This window comes from Mycolicibacterium neworleansense (assembly GCF_001245615.1).
Taxonomy (GTDB): Bacteria; Actinomycetota; Actinomycetes; order Mycobacteriales; family Mycobacteriaceae; genus Mycobacterium; species Mycobacterium neworleansense.
Genome location: NZ_CWKH01000002.1, coordinates 226,332 through 248,106, shown reverse-complemented (window position 1 = coordinate 248,106; position 21,775 = coordinate 226,332). Strand labels below are relative to the sequence as shown.

The window sequence follows — 21,775 nt, the reverse complement described above, 5'->3', positions numbered from 1 at the left end:
CCGGCGCCGTGATCGCACACTCGGTTGCGAGCCAAGGAATCAGAATGTGCTCATCGGCCGCACGCTGTTGGCCAGGTCGACCAGGGCATAGCGGTGTGACTGCGTGGGGGCGACGCGCGCCAACGCCCGCAGTGACGCCTCGACGCCCAGCTTGAGACCGTGCTCGGTGAACGGGAATCCCAGTATGTGATTGCTACTCGCCGAGTTGTCGGCCAACCAGTCCATCGCGGTGCCCAGTACCAGTGCCCGGATCTGCAACACGCGCGGCTCGGAATCGGGCAGGGCCTCCACCCGGCGGGCCGCGTCGCGGATGTTCTGTTCGGTGATCTCACCGGTCGACCGCCCGGACAGCAGGGTGACCGCGCTGGTCAGCCGGGCGGTGGTGAAATGCCTTGAGGTGGGCGGGACTTCGTCGAGGGTCTCGACCGCCTTGTCGCGGGTACCGGCCACCGACTCGGCGCGGGCCAAGCCGAAACCGGCCGAGATCACGCCGTTGTCGGTGCTCCACACCGTGTTGTAGAACTTCAGTTCGTCGGCGGTGCCGGCCAGCTCGGCCGTAGCGGCCAGCGCCAGCTTGGGTGCCAGTTCCCCCGGCAGCGTGTCGAGTACCTCGGTGAAATGCTTTGTCGCCGAGTCGTAGTCGGCGGAGAGCATCTCGGCGACGGCGCGGAACCAGACCAGCTGCCAGCGCCACCCCGCCCAGGAGGCCAGCTCGTCGAGCTTGCGAGTGGCCTTGGCAACGTCGCCCAGATCGAGCAGGGCGCGCGCCTCCATCAACGGCAGCTCCACCGATTCGGCCAGGTCGATGCCCTCGGCGTCGAGCGACCCGTGGCGGGCGGCGCGCAGCTGATCCAGGGTGTGCACCGGCTGGCTGAGCACGCTGGCGACCAGCATGGGCGCGCCGACATCGGTGCGGTCCACCAGTGGCACCGGTAGCGCCCGCACGATCTCCTGCGCGGTCAGTTTCTCCGAATGCACCTGTCCGTCAACGTAAACGTCGGTGTGTGCGACCAGCAGGTCGACGCCGAACGTCGACCGCGACGGGCTGAATACCGTCGACAGACCGGGGCGGGGGATCCCGGTATCGGCGGCCACGACCTCGCGCAGCACACCGAGCAGTTGGGACGACATCTCCTCGGCGCTGGTGAAGCGGCGCCGCGGATCGGGATCGATGGCGCGGCGCAGGAACCGGCCGAACGAATCGTAGGTGTCGAGCACCGGATCCTCGGACGGCAGGCCGTCGACGTAGCGGCCCCGCCTGGTGCGCAGATTCAGCGTCAGCGCCGCCAGCGTGCGTCCCACGGTGTAGATGTCGGTGGCCACCGTCGGCCCGGTGCGCACGATCTCGGGTGCCTGGAATCCCGGGGTGCCGTACAGGTATCCGTACGAGTTGAGTCGTGACACCGCACCGAGGTCGATCAGCTTGAGCTGCTCCTCGGTGATCATGATGTTCTCGGGCTTCAGGTCGTTGTAGGCCAGTCCGATCGAGTGCAGATAGCCCAGTGCGGGCAGGATCTCCAGCATGTAACCGATCGCCTCGGCGACCGGAAGTCGAGTTCCCCTGGCCTGTTTCAGCGACGTTCCGCCGACGTACTCCATCACGATGTAGCCGACCGGGTTGCCGTGCTTGTCATCGTGTTCGACGAAGTTGTAGATCTTCACGATCCCGGGGTGCGTCACCTCGGCCAGGAACTGCCGTTCGGCCATGGCGATCGCCTGGGCCTCGGCGTCACCGGAATGCACCAGACCCTTGAGCACTACCGGACGTTCGTTGACGTTGTGGTCGAAGGCCAGATACACCCAGCCCAACCCGCCGTGGGCGATACAGCCCTTGATCTCGTACTGGTCGGCGACGATCTCGCCCGGGGACAGCTGCGGCAGGAACGAGTACGCGCTGCCGCAGTGTGGGCACCAGCCCTCCGACAGGGCGTGCCCGTCGGAGGAGGACCTGCCGACCGGCTTGCCACAGTTCCAGCAGAACCGCTTCTGTTCGGCCACCACTGGATTGGTCATCAACGCCGCCAACGGATCCCGCTCGGGCACCCGCGGGATCTCCACCAGCCCGCCGCCCAGCCGGCGGATGGGCGAGAGCATCCGGGTGGCGATCGTGGCGAGGTTCTGCGGTTCCGTGTCACCGCCACCGAACGGCCCGTCTTCGGTGTCGTCGAACTCCGGACGGAACACCGCCTGGGTCGCCATCGGACGCATCGTCGAGTGCGAATCCAGGTCGAGGTCTTCGAGGCTCGCCGGCTGCGTCCCGGGACCGCCCTCGGTGTCGGGGGTTTCCGGGAGTCCGGTGTCGTCGGGCTTCTTCATCAGTCGACATACCTCGCGGCCGGGGGTGAGGGTGCCGGGCCCAGGACCGTCAACCACTTGCGGTACAGCGTGTTCCAGGTGCCGTCGCGGCGGATGCGTTCCAGTGTCGCGTTGACGACACGGACCAGCGGTGTGTTCTCCAGGTTCAGCCCGATGCCGTAGGGCTCTTCGTTGAGGCTGGGTCCCACGATGTGCAGATAGGGATCCTGGGCCACCAGGCCGGCGAGGATCGAATCGTCGGTGCTGACCGCGTCGGCCTGTCGCTGCTGCAGCGCCACCAGGCAATCGGCCCAGGTCACCACCGAGACGATGATCGGTGACGGACTGATCTGCTGGATCCGTTTGAGCGAGGTGGTGCCGTCCACCACGCACACCCGCTTGCCCGAGAGGTCGGAGGCCTGCGAGATGTTGGAGTCACGCGCGGCCAGGATGCGCTGGTGGGCCATGAAATACACCGTGGAGAAGTTGACCTCCTTGCGGCGCTCGCAGGTGATGGTCATGGTCTTGACCACGATGTCGACCTGATTGTTCTGCAACGCGGTGATGCGGTCGGCCGACGACAGGATGCGGTACTCGACCTGTGAGGGGGTACCGAAGATGTCCCGCGCGACCTCGCCGGCGATGTCGACGTCGAACCCGTTGATCTGGCCGGTGATCGGATCCCGGAACGAGAACAGATTGCTGCCGATGTCCAGCCCGACCACCAAGCGTCCGCGGTCGCGGATCTTGGCCACTGCCGCGTCGGCGTCGGCCTGATTGGTGAACGGCCGCAGGCTGGCGGTGCGGTTGCACTCGTCGGTCTCGGCCGTGGGCACCCGCACCGGTTGGGGAGCGAGCTCCTGCATGCCGGCCGGGCTGGGCGGCGCGAGCGTCATCGTCGGCAGGGTCAGCGGCGGCGCACTCTGACTGCAGCCGGCCAGCGCCACGGCCGCGGTCAGGGCAGCTACCGCTTTGCGCACGGATCGCATCATCAGCTGTCTCTTCTTCGCGCAAGCGCTCATCAGCGGTACTCACTCAGTCGAGGCCACAACCCGAGGGCGACCGCCAGCGCCGCGGCGACACTGAGTAAGGCCGCGCCCACGGTCGCGCCGGACAGCACGCGGCGGGCATTGGCGATGTCGTTGCGCAGCTGGCTGCGGCTCTGCTCGATGCCCTTGGACAACGCGTTGTCGAGCTTGTCGAAGGCCGACGTGGAATCGTCCTCGCCGGTGCCCAGCGCCACCTGCGTCGCGGCCTGATAGTTGCCCACCGCGATGTAGGCGTTGATCCGGTCATCGGCCGCGCGCCATTTGGTGAGCAGTTCTTCGGCGCCGGTCAGGTCGCTCTTGTCGATTCCGGTGTCACGGGCGAGATACTGCGCCAGCTGCTGCTGCATGGCCTCGATGCGCTGGTAGTAGGACTGTTTGCGCAGGTTCTCGTCGCCGCGGCGGATCAGGGCCAGGGTCTCGTCGGCGCGGGCCTGCTGTGCGGTGATCGCCAAGTTGGTCACGGTCTTGAGGGATTCGGCGGCGGTCTCCTTGGCGCTGCGGCTGTCCGATGTCGAGATCACCAGCGCCGTGGTCACCCAGACCAGCATGATCAGCACCGCCATGCCGCCGGCCACGAATCCGATGTTCACCCGCCGCCGGGTGCGCCGCGCGAGCCAGCGGTTGGCGAACGCGCCGAACATCAACGTGGCCAGCACCACCAACATCACCGCGGCCGGGATTCGGGTGGAGGCCGTCGTCTCGGCGTCCACCCGGGCCGAGGTCTCCTCGTACAGCCGTTGCGCGTCGGGCAGGATCTGCGACTGCATCAGCGCCGAGGCCTCCGACAGGTATGACGAGCCGACGGGATTGCCGGCCCGGTTGTTGGTGCGGGCCGTTTCCACCAGCCCCGTGTAGACGGCCAGCCGCGCGTTGATCCGCCCGAGCAGCTGCACCAGTGTCTCGTCGGTCAGCCCGCTCGACGCCCGCGTCACCGCCACCGAGGCGTCGGTGATGGCCTGCTCGTACCGCTGACGCACGTCGCGGGGTTCGGCTCCGGCGATGAAGGCCGTGGCCGCCGCGGCGTCGGCCACCGACAACGTGGTGTAGAGCTGGCCGGCGGCAAAGGCCAGTGGCTCGGTGTGGTCCAGCACCGTGGTCAGCGCCTGCTGGCGGTCGTTGATCGTCGTCGATGTCGCGAACGCGCTGGCGATGACCAGCCCCGCGAGCACCACACCGATCGTCAGGATGCGTCCGGGGGTGGTCCACAGAAACCACCACCGCGGATGGGCAGGAGTGGTCGGCGACCGGGACGCCAGCGGTTCGGTCGAGGGATGTGCCAACTCCACAGTCACCTGCGCACGGACCTCATTTAGTTTCGGTGCTTACGGCTGTCCCACCACTATAAAAAAATTCTAAGAGCGCCGCGCTTAGGCTCGCGGAGAAATTGGGGGCAGGCGAAACTCGCGGCGTTCCTTATCCTGTACGGGTGCGTGGCGACGGTGACGGCTGGGTGTTCTCCGACAACGGCGCCCGCTATTGGGGGCGCCACGGCGCGGCTGGCTTGTTACTGCGGGCACCGTGGCCGGGCGGATCGGCCGCGGTGCTGCTGCAACACCGGGCCCCGTGGAGTCATCAGGGCGGAACCTGGGCGTTGCCCGGAGGTGCCCGCGACAGTCACGAGACCGCCGAGCAGGCCGCGGTCCGGGAGGCCAATGAGGAAGCCGGGGTGACGGCCGAGCAGCTCACCGTGCGGACCACCGTGGTGACGGCCGAGGTGGCCGGCATCGGCGGCACGCACTGGTCTTACACCACGGTGATCGCCGACGTGCCCGCACCGCTGGAGACCATCCCCAACCGGGAGAGCTCGGAGTTGCGCTGGGTGGCCGAGGACGAGGTCGCCGATCTGCCGCTGCACCCCGGTTTCGCCGCCAGCTGGCAGCAGCTGCGCGTGGTGACGGCGTCCCTGCCGCTGAATGTCAATCGGCATCAATAGGCACGGTTGACGGCATCCTTCAATTCCGCGGCCGCGGCGCGGGGATCCTCGGCCGCGGTGATCGCGCGGACCACCACGATGCGCCGGGCCCCGGCGGCCAGCACCTCGGGCAGCCGTTGCTGATCGATCCCGCCGATGGCGAACCAGGGTTTGGCCGGATTCAGCGCGGCCGTCGAGCGCACGAGGTCCAGACCCGGGGCCGACCGGCCCGGCTTGGTAGGGGTGGGCCAGCACGGCCCGACACAGAAATAGTCGACCTGCTCATCGATGGCGGCCGCGGCCTGCTCGGCGTCGTGGGTGGAGCGGCCGATCACCGGACGCTCGCCGATGATGCCGCGGGCGACCCCCAGCGGCAGATCGTCCTGTCCGAGATGCAGGATGTCGGCCCCGGCAGCCAGGGCGATGTCGGCGCGGTCGTTGACCGCCAGCAACGCACCGTGACGCCGTGCCGCGTCGGCCAGGACCTCCAGCGCCGCCAGCTCCTGACGTGCCTCCAGCGGTCCGAACTGCTTCTCCCCGGGCGACCCCTTGTCCCGCAGCTGGATCAGATCCACCCCGCCGGCCAGCGCGGCGTCGGCGAATTCGGCCAGGTCACCACGCTCCCGTCGGGCGTCGGTGCACAGGTACAGGGTGGCGCGCTGCAAACGGTCGATGGGTGATTCCACACCGCGAACCTAGCCGGTACCGCCCGAGTACCCTGGACTGGCAATACGGGAGCCCCGGGGACGTGGGGCTGAGAGTGGGCATTCGGACCGGCCCTGACCGTCACACCTGATCCGGGTCATGCCGGCGAAGGGAGCGGATATGGCACTCGGAGGAGCCAGGACACTTGCCGTCATCGGCGGCGGCGTCATCGGGTTGTCTGTCGCACGCCGGGCTGCGCTGGACGGCTGGACGGTCCGGCTGCACTGCACCGCCGAGCGCGGCGCCTCGTGGGTGGCCGGCGGCATGCTGGCCCCGCACAGCGAGGGCTGGCCGGGCGAAGAGCAGATCCTGCAGATCGGTCTGGAATCGCTGAAACTGTGGCACTCGGGATTCCTCGAAGGATTGCCGCCCGAGGTCGTCACCGCCCGCGAATCCCTCGTGGTGGCTGTGGACCGCGCCGACGTGGCCGATCTGCGTACCGTCGCCGACTGGCTTTCGGACCAGGGGCAGCCGGTCGAACCGACCACGGCCGCTCGGGACGTGGAACCACTGTTGGCGCAGGGTATCCGGCACGGGTTCCGGGCCACCACCGAACTCGCCGTGGACAACCGCGCCGTGGTTGACGGCTTGGCCGCGCATTGTGAGCGGTTGGCCGTGCGGTGGGCCGGGCCGGTCGAGAACCTCGATGAAGTGCGAGACGTCGACGCGCTCGTGATCGCCAACGGCATCGACGCCCCGAAGCTCCTGCCCGGCCTGCCGGTGCGTCCGGTCAAGGGTGAAGTCCTACGGCTGCGGTGGCGCAAAGGCTGTATGCCCGTGCCGCAGCGCGTGATCCGGGCCCGGGTGCACGGACGGCCGGTGTACCTGGTGCCGCGTGCCGACGGCGTGGTCGTCGGCGCCACCCAGTACGAGCACGGCCGAGACACCGCGCCCGTGGTGCGTGGGGTGCGGGACCTTCTCGAGGACGCGTGCGCGGTGGTGCCCGCGCTCGGCGAGTACGAACTGGCCGAGACCGCGGCGGGGCTGCGGCCGATGACGCCGGACGGGTTGCCGATCGTCGAGCGGGTCGACGATCGCACTTTGGTGGCCGTGGGGCATGGCCGGAACGGATTTCTGTTGGCGCCGTGGACCGCCGAGCGGATCGCGGCTGAACTCGAAGTGGGTGTGGGAGTCAGATGATCACCATCACGGTCAACAACGAGACCCTCGAAGTGGACGAGCAGACCACCATCGAGGGTCTGCTGGAAACCCGGGGTTTCCCGGACAAGGGCATCGCCGTCGCGCTGGACTGGTCGGTGCTGCCCCGCTCCGAATGGGACCGGACATTGTCCGAAGGTGCCCGGGTGGAGGTCGTGACGGCGGTCCAGGGTGGCTGACTCCGTCTTGAAGATCGGTGGCCGCGAGTTCGGTTCCCGGCTGATCATGGGCACCGGCGGGGCACCGAACCTGGCTGTGCTGGAAGAGGCCCTGGTGGCCTCGGGGACCGAGCTGACGACCGTGGCGATGCGACGGGTGGACGCCGAGACCGGCACCGGGGTGCTCGACCTGCTCAACCGGCTGGGAATTGCCGCGCTGCCCAACACCGCGGGCTGCCGCGGTGCGGCCGAGGCAGTGCTCACCGCGCAGCTGGCCCGCGAGGCGCTGGGCACCGACCTGGTCAAACTCGAAGTGATCGCCGACGAGCGCACGCTGTTGCCCGATGCGATCGAATTGGTCAAGGCCGCAGAACAATTGGTCGACGACGGGTTCGTCGTGCTGCCCTACACCAACGACGACCCGGTGCTGGCCCGCCGCTTGGAGGACACCGGGTGTGCCGCGGTGATGCCGCTGGGCTCGCCGATCGGCACCGGCCTGGGCATCTCCAACCCGCACAACATCGAGATGATCGTCGAGCAGGCCGGCGTGCCGGTGGTGCTGGACGCCGGGATCGGCACGGCTTCCGATGCCGCGTTGGCGATGGAATTGGGTTGTGACGCCGTTCTGTTGGCCACCGCCGTCACCCGGGCTTCCGATCCGCCGACCATGGCCGCGGCGATGTCTGCAGCCGTCACGGCCGGGTATCTGGCCCGGCAGGCCGGTCGGATTCCGAAGCGGTTCTGGGCGCAGGCGTCGAGTCCGGCTCTGTGATCTGGGCGCCGGGTGTTATGAAGCGCTATGTGGCCCTGGGTAGTTCGATGGCTGCCGGGCCGGGCATCAAGCCGTCGGCCGAGGGTGCGCCGTGGCGGGCGGGCCGTTCGGCGCTCAACTATCCGCATCTGGTGGCCGATCAGCTCGGGCTGGACCTGGTCGATGTGACGTACTCCGGGGCCACCACCGCGCACGTCCTGCGTGATCGTCAGAACGGGGCGCCACCGCAGATCGATGCACTCGACGGATCCGAAGCCCTCGTGACGGTGACGATCGGCGGCAACGACGCCGGCTACGTGCCGTCGTTGATGGCGGCGGCGCTGCCGCGCTTCACCCGGTCCCTGCCGCTGCTGGGGCCGTTCCTTCGCGGCCTGCTGGATCCCGACGCGCGGGAGGCCGCGCTGGCGGAGGTGGCCGAGGCCCTGGTGACGGTCGGGCGTGAGATCCGGCAGCGCGCACCGCGAGCCCGCGTGCTGTTCGTGGATTACCTGACGATGCTGCCGCCGGAGGGCGTCGCCGCCTCGCCGCTGTCGGAGGCCGAGGCGGCGCTCGGGCGGCACGTCGCGGCCACGCTGGAACGGCTCACCGGAGAGGCCGCCACGCGGACGGACTGTGGCTGGGTGCGCGTCGCGCAGGCCAGTACGACGCATCATGCCTGGTCGGCCGAGCCGTGGACGCGGCCGGCCCGCGCCGCTGCACCCGAACGCCGCGGGCATGCGGGCCGTCGCCGAATTGGTGTCGGCGCAGGCCCGAGCCGATATCTGAGCCGACGGCCCCGCGCCGTTTCAGCCCGCCCGTTGCGGGTATCCAGCGGCATGAGGTTGGGAGTTCTCGACGTCGGCTCCAACGCGGCACAGTTGCAGGTGGTGGATGCGCTCGCCGGCGCGCCGCCGTTGCCGTTGCGCGGCGTGAAGATACCCACCCGGCTCGGCCAGGAGGCCACCGCGGACGGGGCGATCGGACAGCGTGGCCTGGACCGGATCGTTGCCGCGGTCCGCACCGCGGTCGACGCGGCACGGGCGTTGCATGTCGATCAGCTGTATCCCTTCGTCACCGCGGCGATCCGCGATGCCGACAACCGCGAGGAGGTGCTGGAGGCGGTCGCTGCGGAGACCGGGACCCGGCTGAGATTCCTCACCGGTGAGCAGGAGGCCAAGCTCACGTATTTTGCCGTGCGCAGTTGGTACGGATGGCAGGCCGGCCGCCTGCTGAACATCGATATCGGCGGCGGCTCAATGGAACTCGCCTTCGGTCGCGACGCGGTACCCGAGCTTGCCGTCTCGCTGCCGCTGGGCGCCGGCCGGGTGCAGTGGGAGGGCACGCCCCGCCGCGTGATCGCGACCTCCAAGACGTTCAAACAACTGGCCCGGTTCGGCGGCGCCGCCTGCGGCCGCAAGGGCCCGTTCATCCGGCGGACGGTGACCATTGAGCAGATCCGCCGCTCGATCCGCGACATGATGGCCGTCGACGTGCAGGACCGCGCGCAATTCCGCGGGATCCGCCCGGCTCGGGCCTGGCAGGTGCTCGGCGGCGCCGTGGTGGCGTTCGAAACGATGCGCTGCCTGGGCATCGACGAGGCAGAGGTGAGTCCGTGGGCCCTACGCGAGGGGATCATGCTCGAATACCTGTCGTCGATGCGGGCACCCGAGAGCGACCTCGCGCTGCAATTGTTGCGGTTCGACGGCGCCAAGGAGCTCGCGACGGTCACCGCCTTACCGCGCATGTCCTAGAGGTCCCCACGCGAAATTGGTGCGATCACGGCTGACCGTGGCGTGCAACAATCTTTTCCATGACTCTCGGGGTGAATGGAGACGAGCTTCGAAAGAAGTCCGAGCAGCTGGCGAAGTTCGCACAGGAGCGCGCACAGCACGAGCGCCGGGTGACTGAGATCGCCGGTGAGTTCGCCGCGACCTGGACGGGAGCGTCGGGCTCCGCTGTGCAGTCCGCCCTCTCGAACTACCTCACGCAGGCGTCAGACGTCCGCCGGGAAGAGGTCGAGATGTCGCACCTCCTCGATGAAGCGATTGCGGCGTACGAGGGAACCGACAGTAGCGCTGCCGGCTCGCTCGCCCAGTCCATGAACATCTGAGTCGGAAGGTTTCCGAATGAGCACCGATATCGCCGTCCAGTTCGAGCGGACGAAGCAACTGGCCGCCGAGCTGGATGCCGAGGCCGCCAAGGTCAAACAGATCCTGGAGGAAGAGACCGCGTTGGTGTCGGATATTCGCGGGATGTGGAGCGGCGCCGCCTCGGAGCAGTTCAACCAGCAGTACACCGAGTGGAACAAGGAAGCCGACGAAGAGGCGGCGGCGCTGGACAAGCTGTGCGCGGCTGTCCACCAGGGCATCGACACACTCTCCAGCACCGAGTCCGATGTGACCGGAATGTTCAGTTGAACTGAACCTGAGCAGTAACAACGACACCGCCTGCAATGATGGCGGTGATGATCGAACTGACCGGGCTGACAAAACTTTATGGGTCTCACCGCGCTGTCGACGATCTGACGTTCACCGTCGAACCGGGCAGGGTGACCGGATTCCTCGGGCCCAACGGCGCGGGCAAGACCACCACCATGCGGTTGATCCTCGGACTGGACCATCCCAACACCGGGACCGCGACGATCGGCGGCAAGCAATACCGCGAGCTGCGTGATCCGCTGCGCACGGTCGGCGCCCTGCTCGACGCGCGTCAGGCCCATCCGAACCGCTCGGCACGCAACCACCTGCGATGGATCGCCGCGGCCAACCGGATTGCGCCGGCCAGGGTCGACGAGGTGCTCGAGACGGTCGGACTGACCTCTGTGGCCGACCGCAACGCCGGGACGCTGTCGCTGGGCATGAGCCAGCGGCTCGGTATCGCCGCCGCACTGCTGGGTGATCCGCCGGTGCTGCTGTTCGACGAACCGGTCAACGGTCTGGACCCCGAGGGCATCCACTGGGTCCGCACCCTGATGCGGAAGTTGGCCGCCGAGGGCCGGACGGTGTTCGTGTCCAGTCATCTGCTGGCCGAGATGGCCAACACCGCCGATCGCCTGGTGGTGATCGGGCAGGGCAAGCTGATCGCCTCCACCACCGTCAGTGAGTTCGTCAGCGGCACGTCCGCCGACACCGTCCGGGTGCGCAGCCCGCAGCTGGAGACGCTGCGCGAGGTCCTCACCGATGCCGGGTTCGAGGTGGAGGCCGCCGCCGACGGCGATGCGCTGGCGGTGCACGGCGCGGCCATCGAGGTGATCGGCGACCTCGCCGCGCGCAATGCCGTCACCCTGCACGAACTGAGCCAGCGTCAGGCCTCGCTGGAGGAGGCGTATCTGAAACTCACCGACGACGCGGTCGACTACCGGGCGGCCCAGGCATGAGCGCGCTGGCCGCGCTCGACGCCGAGCGCATCAAACTGTCCACCACCCGCTCCCCGCTGTGGTCGGTGGTCGGGGTGGCGGTGTTCAGCCTCGGCCTGGCCGCCATGCAGGGCATGACCGCACACCACTACACCGCGCTGTCTCCGTCGAAGGCCGCACTGGGTGTCGCGGTGTTCGGGGTTCCGGTGCTGATGGTGCTGTCCTCGATGACGATGACCGGCGAATACCGCAGCGGGCTGATCCGCACCACCTTGCTGGCCACACCGAACCGTACACAGGTACTGACCGCCAAAGCGGTGGTGTGCGCGGCGTTTTCCTCGGTATGCGCGGTGGTGATGGTGCTGGCCTCGGTGCTGGTGGCCCGGATGGTCGCCGATCCGGTGGTCGGCACGCAGCTGTCGATGTCCAACCCGGCGACCTGGCGGGTGGCCGGCGGGTTCGCGTTGTATGCCGCTCTGGCCGCGGTGCTCGGGGTGGCCGTCGGTGCGCTCGTGCGATTCGCGGCCGGCGCGGTGGCAGTCCTGCTGCTGTGGCCGCTCGTGGCCGAACCACTGCTGGGCAACATGCCCAACTCCGGCCCCCAGACAGGTCCCTGGTTGCCGTTCGCCAACATGTTCACGTTCCTTCACGTGGAGTGGCTGTTCCCGACGTACGCCATGCCGTGGGGCGAGATGGGCTCGCTGGTCTATTTCCTGGTGTGGGTGGCGGTGGCGTTCATCGCCGCCGCGGTGGTGCTGAACAGGCGTGACGCCTGACCCGGATTTACTCCGGGTCAGACGCCACATCCGCGGCACCGCTCGCGTCACCGAGAGCCAGCACCACCTTCGAGCCGTACGGCACGCGCTGGACCAGCTGTAGCTGAGCCAGGGCCGGGTGCGCGTCCAGCAGCTTGCCGGCATTGGCCAGCGCACGCAGCGCCGCGGTCTCGGCGCGGGCCGCCTCCAGCTTCGCCGCACCGGTGGCCTTGGCCGTCGCCAGCTGCATTGCCGCGGCGCGGATCTCGGCCGGGATGATCACGTCCTTGACGAAGGCCCCGATCACCTCGACACCGGTACGCGCACCGGCCGCGCGGGCCGCCGCGGCGATCGCGTCGGCATCAATGCGGTTGCCGCGCTGCATCACCTCGTCGGCGGTTGCCCCGGCGGCCAGATCGCGCAGCGCGATCTGTGCGGCCAGGTACACCGCGGCCATCGGATCGGCCGCCGCCTCCACGTAGGCCACGGCGTCGCTCACCTTGAACTGCAGCGCGACGGAGATCCGCAGCGACACGGCATCCGAGGTCAGCACCTCCTGCGGCGCCAGCGTCAGTACCTGCTCGCGCATCTCGACACGCACCACCGAGGCCGCCACATCAATGCGGTGACGGCCCGGGGGCAGGACACGACCCAGCGTGCCGTCCCGGTACTCCAGTGCGCACTGGCCTGCGGAAACAGTGATTCGGTTGAACGTGAAGATACTCATGTCGTGTCCTCCTTCCGGTGTATGTGTCTGTGCAGCAAAGGGATACCGCCGCCGGACGCAAGCTCGGGCGGGGCGTCACACCCCCGTACCGGCGGGTGTGGGCCACAAGGCCGTCGACTGCGTGACTCCGGCGGCGGTATCGGGGTTGTAGGAGAGGATTCGAACCTCAGGCCCTTTACCTGTGCCATGGCGCCGCCGGCAACATGCAGAAACGTTGCGGTATCCCGCTCGGCCTGCCTCCCTGTCGGCGCCGGGAAACACCATGCCATCACAGCAAATCCCCAGGCAACCGATTTATTCGCCGGGCCGTTCGTGCGAGCAGCTACCGTGGGTGCAATGCGACGTACTTCGACGGGGGCGGTTCTCGGCGCGCTGGCGCTGACCGTGGGGCTGGCCGGCTGTGATGCAAAGACCGAATTGCAGACCGATGGGCAGCAGTCCCAAGAGTCCTCATCGGCCGCGGCGCAGTTCGGCGACCAATTGCGGGAGCGGGTGTCGACCGACGCCATGATGGGGCACCTGAGCAAGCTGCAGGACATTGCCAACGCCAACAACGGCAACCGCGCGTTGGGCACTCCTGGGTACGACGCGAGCGTGGACTACGTCGCCGGCGCGCTGCGCGACAAGGGCTTTGACGTGCAAACCCCGGAGTTCGAGGTGCGGTTGCCGTTCGCCGAGGATCCGCAGGTCACCGTCGGCGGTCAGTCCGTCACCGCAAAACCGCTGGAGTTCACCATCGGCACCACACAGGAGGGGGTGTCCGCGCCGCTGGTGCCGGCGAAGGTGGAAGACACCCCGGGATGTCAGGCCGCCGACTACGACGGACTGCCGGTGGCCGGAGCGGTGGTGCTGGTCGACCGCGGTTCCTGCCCCTTCGGCGACAAGCAGGCCGCGGCCGCCGAGCGTGGCGCTGTCGCGATGATCGTCGTCAACACCAACAACGACGAGAAGATGGGCGGCACACTGGGGCGCAACACGGACGTCAAGATCCCGGTGGTCAGCGTGACCAAGGACGAGGGCACCCGGCTGCGCAATGCGCCCGGACCCACCACCCTCAAGCTCGTCGCGGGTGTGCGCGTCGAGCACACCCGCAACATCATCGCCCAGACCAAGACCGGCTCGACGTCGGACGTGGTGATGGTCGGGGCGCACCTCGACAGCGTTCCGGAGGGCCCCGGCATCAACGACAACGGTTCGGGGGTCGCCGCTGTGCTGGAAACCGCGTTGCAGCTGGGCGATTCGCCGCAGGTGGCGAACGCGGTGCGGTTCGGCTTCTGGGGCGGCGAGGAGGAAGGTTTGCTGGGATCGACCAACTACGTCGAATCCCTGGACACCGAAGCGCTCAAAGACATTGCCATGTACCTGAATTTCGACATGCTCGGTTCACCCAACCCGGGCTACTTCACCTACGACGGCGACCAGTCCGCACCGCTGGACGAGCAGGGCCGCCCGCGTGTCCCCGAAGGCTCGGCGGGCATCGAGCGCACCCTGGCGGCCTATCTGAAAGATGCGGGAAAGACACCGCGCGACACCAGTTTTGACGGCAGATCCGACTATGACGGCTTCACCTTGTCGGGGATACCTGCCGGTGGGCTGTTCTCCGGCGCGGAGGACAAGATGGACGCCGAGGAAGCCAAATTGTGGTCCGGCGAGGTGGATCAACCGTTCGACCCGAACTACCACAAGAACACCGATACCCTTGACCACGTGAACCGGGATGCACTGCAGATACATGGTGAGGGCGTCGCATTTGCTGTCGGGCTATATGCCCAAGATCAGCGCGGCCGCAACGGTTTACCGGTCCGCTCCGACCGCACGCGCCATCAGATCACCGCGCAGTGACGGCACGCCGACTCGCTGTCTTACTGCTCGGTGCCGCACTCGCGGGATGCTCGGCGCAGCCGTCGCCGAAGGCCGTCGAACCTCAGGAACTGGCGGGCGAGATCACCGTCGACGCGATGTTCGCCCACCTGCGCAAGCTCCAGGAGATCGCCGACGCACATGACGGGAACCGGGCCGTCGGCAGTCCCGGCTATGACGCCAGCGTCGACTATGTGGCACAGCTGCTGCGGGACAAGGGCTTCGACGTACAGACGCCGGAGTTCGAGCGCATGGGCGCGATGCGCGGAGGTAAGCCCGCGCTGACCGTGTCGGGGACCGACTACCAGGTGGATCAGGCGTCGATGCTGGTGACGACGGCGCCCGGCGGGCTCAACGCCCCGACGCTGCGCCCGGGCAAGCCGTCCGGCTGCGCCGCCACCGATTACGGGTCGTTGAACATCTCCGGCGCCATCGCGGTGGTCGATGACACCGGGTGTTCGGTTGTGGTCAAACAGAACACCGCGCTGGCCAAGGGCGCGGTGGGCGTGTTGGTGGTCAACACCGGGCATCAGCCCGCTCCGGGCGGGCTGTTCAGTACCGGCTACTACCGCGAACTCACCGTCCCGGTCGGCGTCATCGACGAAAACGCTGATGCGGCGCTGCGACGCACGAGCGCGCCGGTTCGCCTGACCCTCGACGGCAAAGCCGAGATGGTCAAATCCCGGAACGTGACTGCGCAGACCAAGACGGGGTCGACGTCCGACGTGGTGCTCGTGGGCGCGCACCTGGACAGCGTCGGCGGGGGCCCGGGTATCAACGACAACGGATCCGGCGTGGCCGCGGTACTGGAAACCGCACTGCAGCTGGGTAGTTCGCCGAAGGCAACCAACGCGGTGCGGTTCGCCTTCTGGGGTGCCGAGGAAATGGGGTTGGACGGGTCGAAGCAGTATGTGCGCAACCTGCCCTTGGACCAGCTCGACGATCTCGCGCTGTACCTGAACTTCGACATGGTCGGTTCGCCGAACGCCGGGTTCTTCACCTATGACGGTGACCAGTCCGGCCAGGCCACCGACCCCAAGGCGATCCCCGAAGGGTCGGCAGGCATCGAGCGGACCATGGCCGGTTACCTCAACTTGGCCGGGGCGCGGCCCGCGGACATGCCGATCAGTCCCAACACCGACTATCACCCGTTCCTGCAGGCCGGGGTGCCGATCGGGGGCGCGACCACGGGATCGTCGCAGCGCAAGACCGAGGTCCAGGCCAGGTTGTGGGGCGGGCGGGCGGCAGTGGCCTTCGACCCGAACTATCACACCGCGCGCGACACCATCGACAACGTCGATGCGCGTGCGCTCGGGATCATGGGATCGGCGATCGCGTTCACCGTCGGCACGTATGCGCGCTCGATCGAGGGCCCCAATGGTGTGCCGGCGCGTGACAAGCGTCACCGTGGATGAACCCGGATTGACCGGGGCAGCGTTGAACCGCCGAAGGTAGGCCCCCGTTGTACGGGTATGGGAATTAACGTCGCCAGAATGCCCAGCCACAGCACGATTGCCGGCGTCCATGCTGTCCTGCCTCCGCATCGATATACCCAGGACGAGGTCACCGGCGCCCTGCTGGACCTGCCGGGATACGCCGACGTCGAGGACGTGGTTCGGGCCCTGCACAAGAGCGCGAAAGTGAACAGCAGATATCTGGTCCTGCCGCTCGAGCGATACGCCGGGCTCGACGATTTCGGTGAGAGCAACAGCCTGTTCATCGAGCACGCAACCGAACTGGGCTGCGCCGCACTGTCCGGGGCGTTGGACGAGGCGGGCCTGAGCCCGCAGGACGTCGATCTGATCGTGACCACCACGGTCACGGGCGCCGCGGTTCCCTCGTTGGATGCCCGCATCGCCGGGCGGCTCGGGCTGCGTCCCGACGTGCGCCGCATCCCGATCTTCGGACTGGGCTGTGTGGCCGGTGCCGCCGGCATCGCCCGGCTCAACGACTATCTGCGGGGCGCGCCCGACAAGGTCGCGGTCCTGGTGTCTGTCGAGTTGTGTTCGCTGACCCGCAAACACAATCCCTCGATGCCGACGCTGGTGGCCGGTGCACTGTTCGGTGACGGCGCGGCCGCGGTGGTCGCGGTCGGCGAGCAACGGGCTCGGAAGCTGAACCCGAGCGGGCCCGACGTGCTGGACTCCCGCAGTCATCTCTACCCGGACTCGTTGCACGCCATGGGTTGGGACATCGGCGCGGACGGATTCGAGATCGTGCTCAGTGCCGAGGTCCCCGGCTTCGTGGGCCGCTACCTCGGCGACGACGTCGCGGGTTTCCTCGGCGACCACGGTCTTTCCGTTGACGACGTGTCCGCCTGGGTGAGCCATCCGGGCGGCCCGAAGGTGATCGAGGCGATCATCGAAACCCTCGGATTACCTGAGGACGCCCTGGATCTGACCTGGCAGTCCCTCGCCGACGTCGGCAACCTGTCGTCGTCCTCGGTCCTGCACGTATTGCGTGAAACCATCTGCAAGCGGCCGGAAACGGGCACGCCCGGGGTGATGATGGCCATGGGTCCGGGATTCTGCTCCGAGCTCGTCCTGCTGCGCTGGCGCTGATGACGGCAAAGAGATTCACCGCGCTGATTGCTCTCGTCGCCGCTGAGCGGGTCCTGGAGCTCGTGGTGTCCAAACGTAACCTGAAGTGGAGTACCGCCCAGGGCGGCAAGGAATTCGGGGCCGGTCACTATCCGGTGATGGTCGCGTTGCACGTCGCGTTGCTGGTGGGCTCGGTGGTGGAGGCACGTCGCCGCCGGCCGCGGCCGGTGCTCGGCCGGACGATGGTCGCGGTCGTACTCGCGGCTCAGGCCTTGCGCTGGTGGTGCATCACCACGTTGGGCAGGCAGTGGAACACCAGGGTCGTGGTGGTGCCCGGAGCCGCGCGCGTCGTCGACGGCCCGTACCGGATACTGCCGCACCCGAACTACGTGGCCGTGGTCACCGAGGGGGCCGCACTGCCGCTGGCCGGCGGCGCGTGGATCACCGCGGTGGTGTTCACCGTGGCCAACGCCGCGTTGCTGCGGACCAGGATCCGCGTGGAAAACGCAGCGTTGCAAGGCTTGACGTGATCGACCTGCTCGTCGCTGGCGGCGGACCGGCGGGGCTGGCCACCGCGGTGCACGCGGCGCGTGCCGGGCTGGAGGCGGTGGTGGTGGAACGCCGCCAAGGCCCGATCGACAAGGCCTGCGGCGAGGGGCTGATGCCGCACTCGGTTCGGCAACTGCAGCGGCTGGGGGCGGAGGTCGAGGGCCGCGCATTTCAGGGCATCCGGTATCTGGACGGGCACCGCACCGCGGAAGCCAGGTTCCGTGACGGGGCGGGCCGCGGTGTGCGTCGTACGGTGCTGCACGCCGCACTGTCGGAGGCCGCCGCGTCAGCCGGGGTCCGCGTGGTCCACGGTGAGGTGGGCCCGGTGGCCCAGGACTCGACATCGGTGAGCGCGGCCGGTTTTCGGGCCCGGTACCTGGCCGCCGCCGATGGCCTGCATTCACCGATCCGCCGCTCGCTGGGGCTCAGTGCGGGTGAGGGCAGGCGGCGCCGCTGGGGAATCCGCCGTCATGTCCAGATCGCCCCGTGGTCCGATTGTGTCGAGGTGTACTGGGGGCCGGATGCCGAGGCGTACGTGACGCCGGTCGGTGAGAACTGTGTCGGGGTGGCGATCCTGACCTCGGTGCGCGGTGGCTTCGATGAGCATCTGGCCGCATTTCCGTTGCTGGCCGAGCGGATTCAAGGTCTCGAGCACGGTCATGACCGGGCCGCCGGGCCGCTGCGGCAGAAGGTCCGCAACCGGAGCGCCGGCCGGGTGCTGTTGGTCGGTGACGCGGCCGGCTACGTGGATGCGCTGACCGGCGAGGGGATGGGTCTGGCGTTCGGTGCGGCCGAACTTCTGGTGCGGTGTGTGCGTGCCGACCGGCCCGGTGACTACGACCGGCAGTGGCGTGCGATGACCCGGCGCTATCGGTTACTCACCGCAGCCCTGTTGCACGGCAGCGGTTTCGGCCCGGTTCGGGCCTGCATCACCCCGGCGTCGGCGGCGCTGCCCTCGGTGTTCAGTCGCGTGGTGAACGCTCTGGGCTCCTAGGCCCGACCAGGTCGCCGAGGTACTCCAACAACTTCATGCCGTGAAAGACCAGCAGCGCTGCGATGGACCCCAGCGCGATCCCGGTGAACGTCAAAGAGCCGAGCTGCCAGGTGAAGTCGGCGATCCCGATGATCAGCGGGATGGCCGCGGTCATCTGGTTGACCGGCTTGGAGAAGTCCACGTGGTTGGTCAGCCAGATCCGCACCCCCAGGATCCCGACCAGGCCGTAGAGCACGATCGTGGCCCCGCCCAGCACCCCCGGCGGGATCGCCGAGATTGCCGCGCCGACCTTGGGACACAACGACAATGCGATCGCCACCGTGGCGGCCACCCAGTAGGCAGCGGTCGAGTAGACACGGGTGGCCGCCATCACCCCGATGTTCTCCGCGTAGGTGGTGGTGGCCGAACCGCCGCCGGCGCCGGCCAGCACGGTGGCCACCCCGTCGGCAGCCAGTGCCCGGCCGATCAGCGGATCCAGATCGGTGCCGGTCATCTGCCCGACCGACTTGACGTGCCCGATGTTCTCGGCGACCAGCGCGATCACCGCGGGCAGGAACAGCGGCAGCACCGCCAGGTTGAACGTCGGGGTGTGGAATTCGGGCAGCCCCAGCCACGGTGCCGCCGCGATCGCCGCGGTGTCGACGTCGCCGCGGATCAGCGCCACGACATAGCCGGTCACCACCGCGCCGAAGATCGCCAGCCTTCCGATCAATCCCTTGAAAAACGCCAGCGTGACGACCAGCAGGACCAGCGTGACCAGCCCGACCAGCGGGCCCTGCTCGAAATTGGACTTGGCGGCCGGTGCGAGGTTGAAACCGATCAGCGCGACGATGGCACCGGTCACCACCGGAGGCAGTGCCACATCAATCCAATGGGTGCCGACCAAGTGCACCACCGCGCCGATGATGATCAGCAACAGCCCGACCGCGATCAAACCGCCGAGTGCGCTTCCGGTTCCGTGCGAGGCCACCGCCGCGGTCACCGGGGCGATCACCGAGAAACTCGACCCGAGGTAGCTCGGCAACCGGTTTCCGGTGATGAGCAGGAACAGAATCGTGCCGACGCCGGAGAACAGCAGCGTGGTGGCGGGCGGAAAACCGGTGAGCACCGGCACCAGGAACGTGGCGCCGAACATGGCCACCACGTGCTGGGCCCCGATTCCGATGGTGCTGGCCCAATCGAGCCGTTCCCCGGGGTTGACGACGAAGTCGTCGTCGGTACGGGTCTCGACATACTTCCAACTCAGCAAGGTCACGAGTGTTGACTGAACACCATGAGCGTTGGTCGCGCACGCCAAATGTGGGTCCCCGGTCTGGCGCAGTTCACCGGCTACCAGCGGTCCTGGCTGCGCGGGGACATGCTGGCCGGAGTGACGGTCGCGGCATACCTGGTGCCGCAGGTGATGGCCTACGCGACGGTGGCAGGCCTGCCGCCGGTCGCGGGGTTGTGGGCCGCGCTGGTGCCGATGGCGGTCTATGCCGTGCTGGGCTCGTCGCGGCAACTGTCGGTCGGGCCGGAATCCACCACGGCGCTCATGACGGCCACCGCGTTGGCTCCACTGACCATCGTGGACCCGGCTCGCTACGCCGCGATGTCAGCGGTGCTGGCGCTGCTGGTAGGGGCGATCTGCCTGGCGGCCGGTCTGTGCCGGCTGGGGTTCCTCGCCGACCTGCTGTCACGTCCGGTCCTGGTCGGCTACATGACCGGGGTGGCGGTCATCATGATCAGCGGCCAGCTGGGCAAGGTCACCGGTGAGAATGTCACCGGGGACGAGTTCATCGACCAGGTCCGTTCTTTCGTCATGGAACTGCCGTCGTTGCACGTGCCGACGGTGATCTTGTCGGCCACGGTGCTGGTGCTGCTGCTGGTGCTGCACCGGATCGCTCCGCGGTTCCCCGGGCCGCTGGTGGCGGTGCTGGCCGCGACGGCGGTGGTGTGGCTTTTCTCGTTGCAGAACAAAGGTATTCGGGTGGTCGGGGCCATCCCGGCGGGTTTACCCGAACCCGGCCTTCCGCCGGTGGCGATGACGGAGCTGATCGGCCTGGTGATCCCCGCCGTCGGTATCGCGGTCGTGGCGTTCTCCGACAACGCCCTGACGGCGCGCACCTTCGCGGCGCGCAAGGGAGAGGCCATCGACGCCAACGCCGAACTGCGCGCCTTGGGTGTGTGCAACCTGACAACAGGTGTCACGCAGGGCTTTCCGGTCAGTTCCAGCGGTAGCCGTACGGCGCTCGGCGACACCGTGGGCAGCCGCACGCAGCTGTACTCGCTGGTGATGCTCGCGACGGTGTTGTTGGTGATGCTTGCCGGGCGCGACCTGCTGGAAAATTTCCCTATGGCCGCGCTGGGCGCTCTCGTGGTCTACGCCGCGCTGCGGCTGATCGACGTGGCGGAGTTCCGGCGGCTGGCCCGGTTCCGCCGCAGCGAGCTGATCCTGGCGGTGGCCACCACGGTCGCGGTGCTGGGCATCGGCGTGCTGTACGGAGTGCTCGTGGCGATCGCGCTGTCACTGATGGACGCGCTGCGGCGGATAGCCCGTCCGCATGACAGTGTGCTCGGCTATGTCCCCGGGATCGCCGGGATGCACGACGTCGACGACTATCCGGACGCCGAGGCGGTTCCGGGGCTGGTCGTCTACCGCTACGACGCTCCGCTGTTCTTCGCCAACGCCGAGGATTTCCGTCAACGCGCCCTGGCCGCTGTCGAGGAGGCCGACGGTCCGGTCGAATGGTTCGTGCTCAACGCCGAGGCTCAGGTGGATCCGGATCTGACTGCGGTCGACGCGCTCGAGCAGCTACGCCGCGATCTGACTGCCCGTGGCATGGTGTTCGCGATGGCCCGGGTCAAGTCGGATCTGCGTGATGACCTGGTGGCGGCGGGCTTTCTCGACCGGGTCGGTGTCGACCGGATCTTTCCCACCCTGCCGACCGCGGTCGAAGCGTTCCGAAACCGTCAGGGCGAGTAGGG

Annotated in this window: 21 protein-coding genes, 1 pseudogene and 1 riboswitch; of the genes and pseudogenes, 16 read left to right on the top strand and 6 right to left on the bottom strand. The window is 68.2% G+C overall.

Annotated elements, in window-relative coordinates:
* Positions 1–39: 39 nt before the first annotated feature.
* The 3 genes from BN2156_RS16930 to glnX are packed head-to-tail and all read right to left on the bottom strand — an operon-like array spanning position 40 to position 4,636.
* Complete coding sequence (locus BN2156_RS16930; protein ID WP_090516197.1) at positions 40–2,316, bottom strand: serine/threonine-protein kinase PknG; 2,277 nt, start codon at positions 2,314–2,316, stop codon at positions 40–42.
* Positions 2,316–3,284 carry a glutamate ABC transporter substrate-binding protein gene (locus tag BN2156_RS16925; protein ID WP_235625468.1) on the bottom strand — a complete coding sequence of 323 codons (969 nt, stop codon included), beginning with the start codon at positions 3,282–3,284 and terminating at the stop codon, positions 2,316–2,318. Before BN2156_RS16925 ends, BN2156_RS16930 begins: the two co-directional genes overlap by 1 nt.
* 32 nt (positions 3,285–3,316) lie before the next feature.
* The gene (glnX, locus tag BN2156_RS16920; protein ID WP_090516195.1) at positions 3,317–4,636 is read right to left on the bottom strand and encodes a protein kinase G-activating protein GlnX; all 1,320 of its coding nucleotides are present in this window, start codon (positions 4,634–4,636) and stop codon (positions 3,317–3,319) included.
* Between the two features lie 134 nt (positions 4,637–4,770).
* Between glnX and BN2156_RS16915 the strand changes: the two genes are divergently transcribed.
* Positions 4,771–5,277: an NUDIX hydrolase gene (locus BN2156_RS16915; protein WP_162490877.1), complete on the top strand. Its 507-nt coding sequence runs from the start codon at positions 4,771–4,773 to the stop codon at positions 5,275–5,277.
* On the opposite strand, the gene thiE is transcribed toward BN2156_RS16915, so the two are convergent.
* Positions 5,271–5,942 (bottom strand): thiamine phosphate synthase, encoded by a 672-nt coding sequence (gene thiE / locus BN2156_RS16910; RefSeq protein WP_090516194.1) that lies wholly within the window; start codon positions 5,940–5,942, stop codon positions 5,271–5,273. The two genes, BN2156_RS16915 and thiE, sit on opposite strands and share 7 nt — an antisense overlap.
* A 35-nt stretch (positions 5,943–5,977) precedes the next feature.
* Positions 5,978–6,092: riboswitch (TPP riboswitch) on the top strand.
* Here thiE and thiO point away from each other — a divergent pair.
* The 9 genes and pseudogenes from thiO (at position 6,082) to BN2156_RS16865 (ending at position 12,159) form a co-directional block, all read left to right on the top strand.
* Positions 6,082–7,101 carry a glycine oxidase ThiO gene (thiO, locus tag BN2156_RS16905; protein WP_090516193.1) on the top strand — a complete coding sequence of 340 codons (1,020 nt, stop codon included), beginning with the start codon at positions 6,082–6,084 and terminating at the stop codon, positions 7,099–7,101. Its footprint overlaps the riboswitch before it by 11 nt.
* Entirely contained in the window at positions 7,098–7,298 is a 201-nt protein-coding gene (gene thiS / locus BN2156_RS16900) for a sulfur carrier protein ThiS (RefSeq protein ID WP_003883098.1), read from the top strand. The genes thiO and thiS overlap by 4 nt, the downstream gene beginning before the upstream one ends.
* Complete coding sequence (gene thiG, locus BN2156_RS16895) at positions 7,291–8,049, top strand: thiazole synthase (RefSeq protein WP_003883099.1); 759 nt, start codon at positions 7,291–7,293, stop codon at positions 8,047–8,049. Before thiS ends, thiG begins: the two co-directional genes overlap by 8 nt.
* Before the next feature lie 17 nt (positions 8,050–8,066).
* Positions 8,067–8,814: pseudogene (locus tag BN2156_RS16890) on the top strand (SGNH/GDSL hydrolase family protein).
* A 50-nt stretch (positions 8,815–8,864) separates the two neighbouring features.
* Complete coding sequence (locus tag BN2156_RS16885) at positions 8,865–9,779, top strand: Ppx/GppA family phosphatase (RefSeq protein ID WP_090516192.1); 915 nt, start codon at positions 8,865–8,867, stop codon at positions 9,777–9,779.
* Positions 9,780–9,838: 59 nt separating this feature from the next.
* A complete protein-coding gene (locus BN2156_RS16880) occupies positions 9,839–10,138 on the top strand; it encodes a WXG100 family type VII secretion target (RefSeq protein WP_090516191.1) in 300 nt (99 codons plus the stop codon).
* A 16-nt stretch (positions 10,139–10,154) separates the two neighbouring features.
* Entirely contained in the window at positions 10,155–10,445 is a 291-nt protein-coding gene (locus tag BN2156_RS16875; RefSeq protein ID WP_090516190.1) for a WXG100 family type VII secretion target, read from the top strand.
* A gap of 47 nt (positions 10,446–10,492) precedes the next feature.
* A complete protein-coding gene (locus BN2156_RS16870) occupies positions 10,493–11,404 on the top strand; it encodes an ABC transporter ATP-binding protein (RefSeq protein ID WP_090517430.1) in 912 nt (303 codons plus the stop codon).
* Entirely contained in the window at positions 11,401–12,159 is a 759-nt protein-coding gene (locus BN2156_RS16865; RefSeq protein ID WP_090516189.1) for an ABC transporter permease, read from the top strand. The genes BN2156_RS16870 and BN2156_RS16865 overlap by 4 nt, the downstream gene beginning before the upstream one ends.
* A gap of 7 nt (positions 12,160–12,166) precedes the next feature.
* Here BN2156_RS16865 and BN2156_RS16860 read toward each other — a convergent pair whose 3' ends face one another.
* Complete coding sequence (locus BN2156_RS16860; protein WP_090516188.1) at positions 12,167–12,865, bottom strand: slipin family protein; 699 nt, start codon at positions 12,863–12,865, stop codon at positions 12,167–12,169.
* A gap of 336 nt (positions 12,866–13,201) precedes the next feature.
* Here BN2156_RS16860 and BN2156_RS16855 point away from each other — a divergent pair, with 336 nt between their 5' ends.
* The 5 genes from BN2156_RS16855 (at position 13,202) to BN2156_RS16835 (ending at position 18,808) form a co-directional block, all read left to right on the top strand.
* The gene (locus tag BN2156_RS16855) at positions 13,202–14,707 is read left to right on the top strand and encodes a M28 family metallopeptidase (protein ID WP_210436658.1); all 1,506 of its coding nucleotides are present in this window, start codon (positions 13,202–13,204) and stop codon (positions 14,705–14,707) included.
* Positions 14,704–16,140 (top strand): M28 family metallopeptidase, encoded by a 1,437-nt coding sequence (locus BN2156_RS16850; protein WP_090516186.1) that lies wholly within the window; start codon positions 14,704–14,706, stop codon positions 16,138–16,140. The genes BN2156_RS16855 and BN2156_RS16850 overlap by 4 nt, the downstream gene beginning before the upstream one ends.
* Before the next feature lie 78 nt (positions 16,141–16,218).
* Positions 16,219–17,286: a type III polyketide synthase gene (locus tag BN2156_RS16845; protein WP_235625380.1), complete on the top strand. Its 1,068-nt coding sequence runs from the start codon at positions 16,219–16,221 to the stop codon at positions 17,284–17,286.
* Positions 17,286–17,795: an isoprenylcysteine carboxyl methyltransferase family protein gene (locus BN2156_RS16840; RefSeq protein ID WP_090516184.1), complete on the top strand. Its 510-nt coding sequence runs from the start codon at positions 17,286–17,288 to the stop codon at positions 17,793–17,795. Before BN2156_RS16845 ends, BN2156_RS16840 begins: the two co-directional genes overlap by 1 nt.
* Complete coding sequence (locus BN2156_RS16835; RefSeq protein WP_090516183.1) at positions 17,792–18,808, top strand: NAD(P)/FAD-dependent oxidoreductase; 1,017 nt, start codon at positions 17,792–17,794, stop codon at positions 18,806–18,808. The genes BN2156_RS16840 and BN2156_RS16835 overlap by 4 nt, the downstream gene beginning before the upstream one ends.
* Here the strand turns inward: BN2156_RS16835 and BN2156_RS16830 are convergent.
* A complete protein-coding gene (locus tag BN2156_RS16830) occupies positions 18,777–20,063 on the bottom strand; it encodes a uracil-xanthine permease family protein (protein WP_090516182.1) in 1,287 nt (428 codons plus the stop codon). The genes BN2156_RS16835 and BN2156_RS16830 overlap by 32 nt on opposite strands.
* 18 nt (positions 20,064–20,081) lie before the next feature.
* Here BN2156_RS16830 and BN2156_RS16825 point away from each other — a divergent pair, with 18 nt between their 5' ends.
* Positions 20,082–21,773 (top strand): SulP family inorganic anion transporter, encoded by a 1,692-nt coding sequence (locus BN2156_RS16825; protein WP_090516181.1) that lies wholly within the window; start codon positions 20,082–20,084, stop codon positions 21,771–21,773.
* The last annotated feature ends 2 nt before the right edge of the window (positions 21,774–21,775 follow it).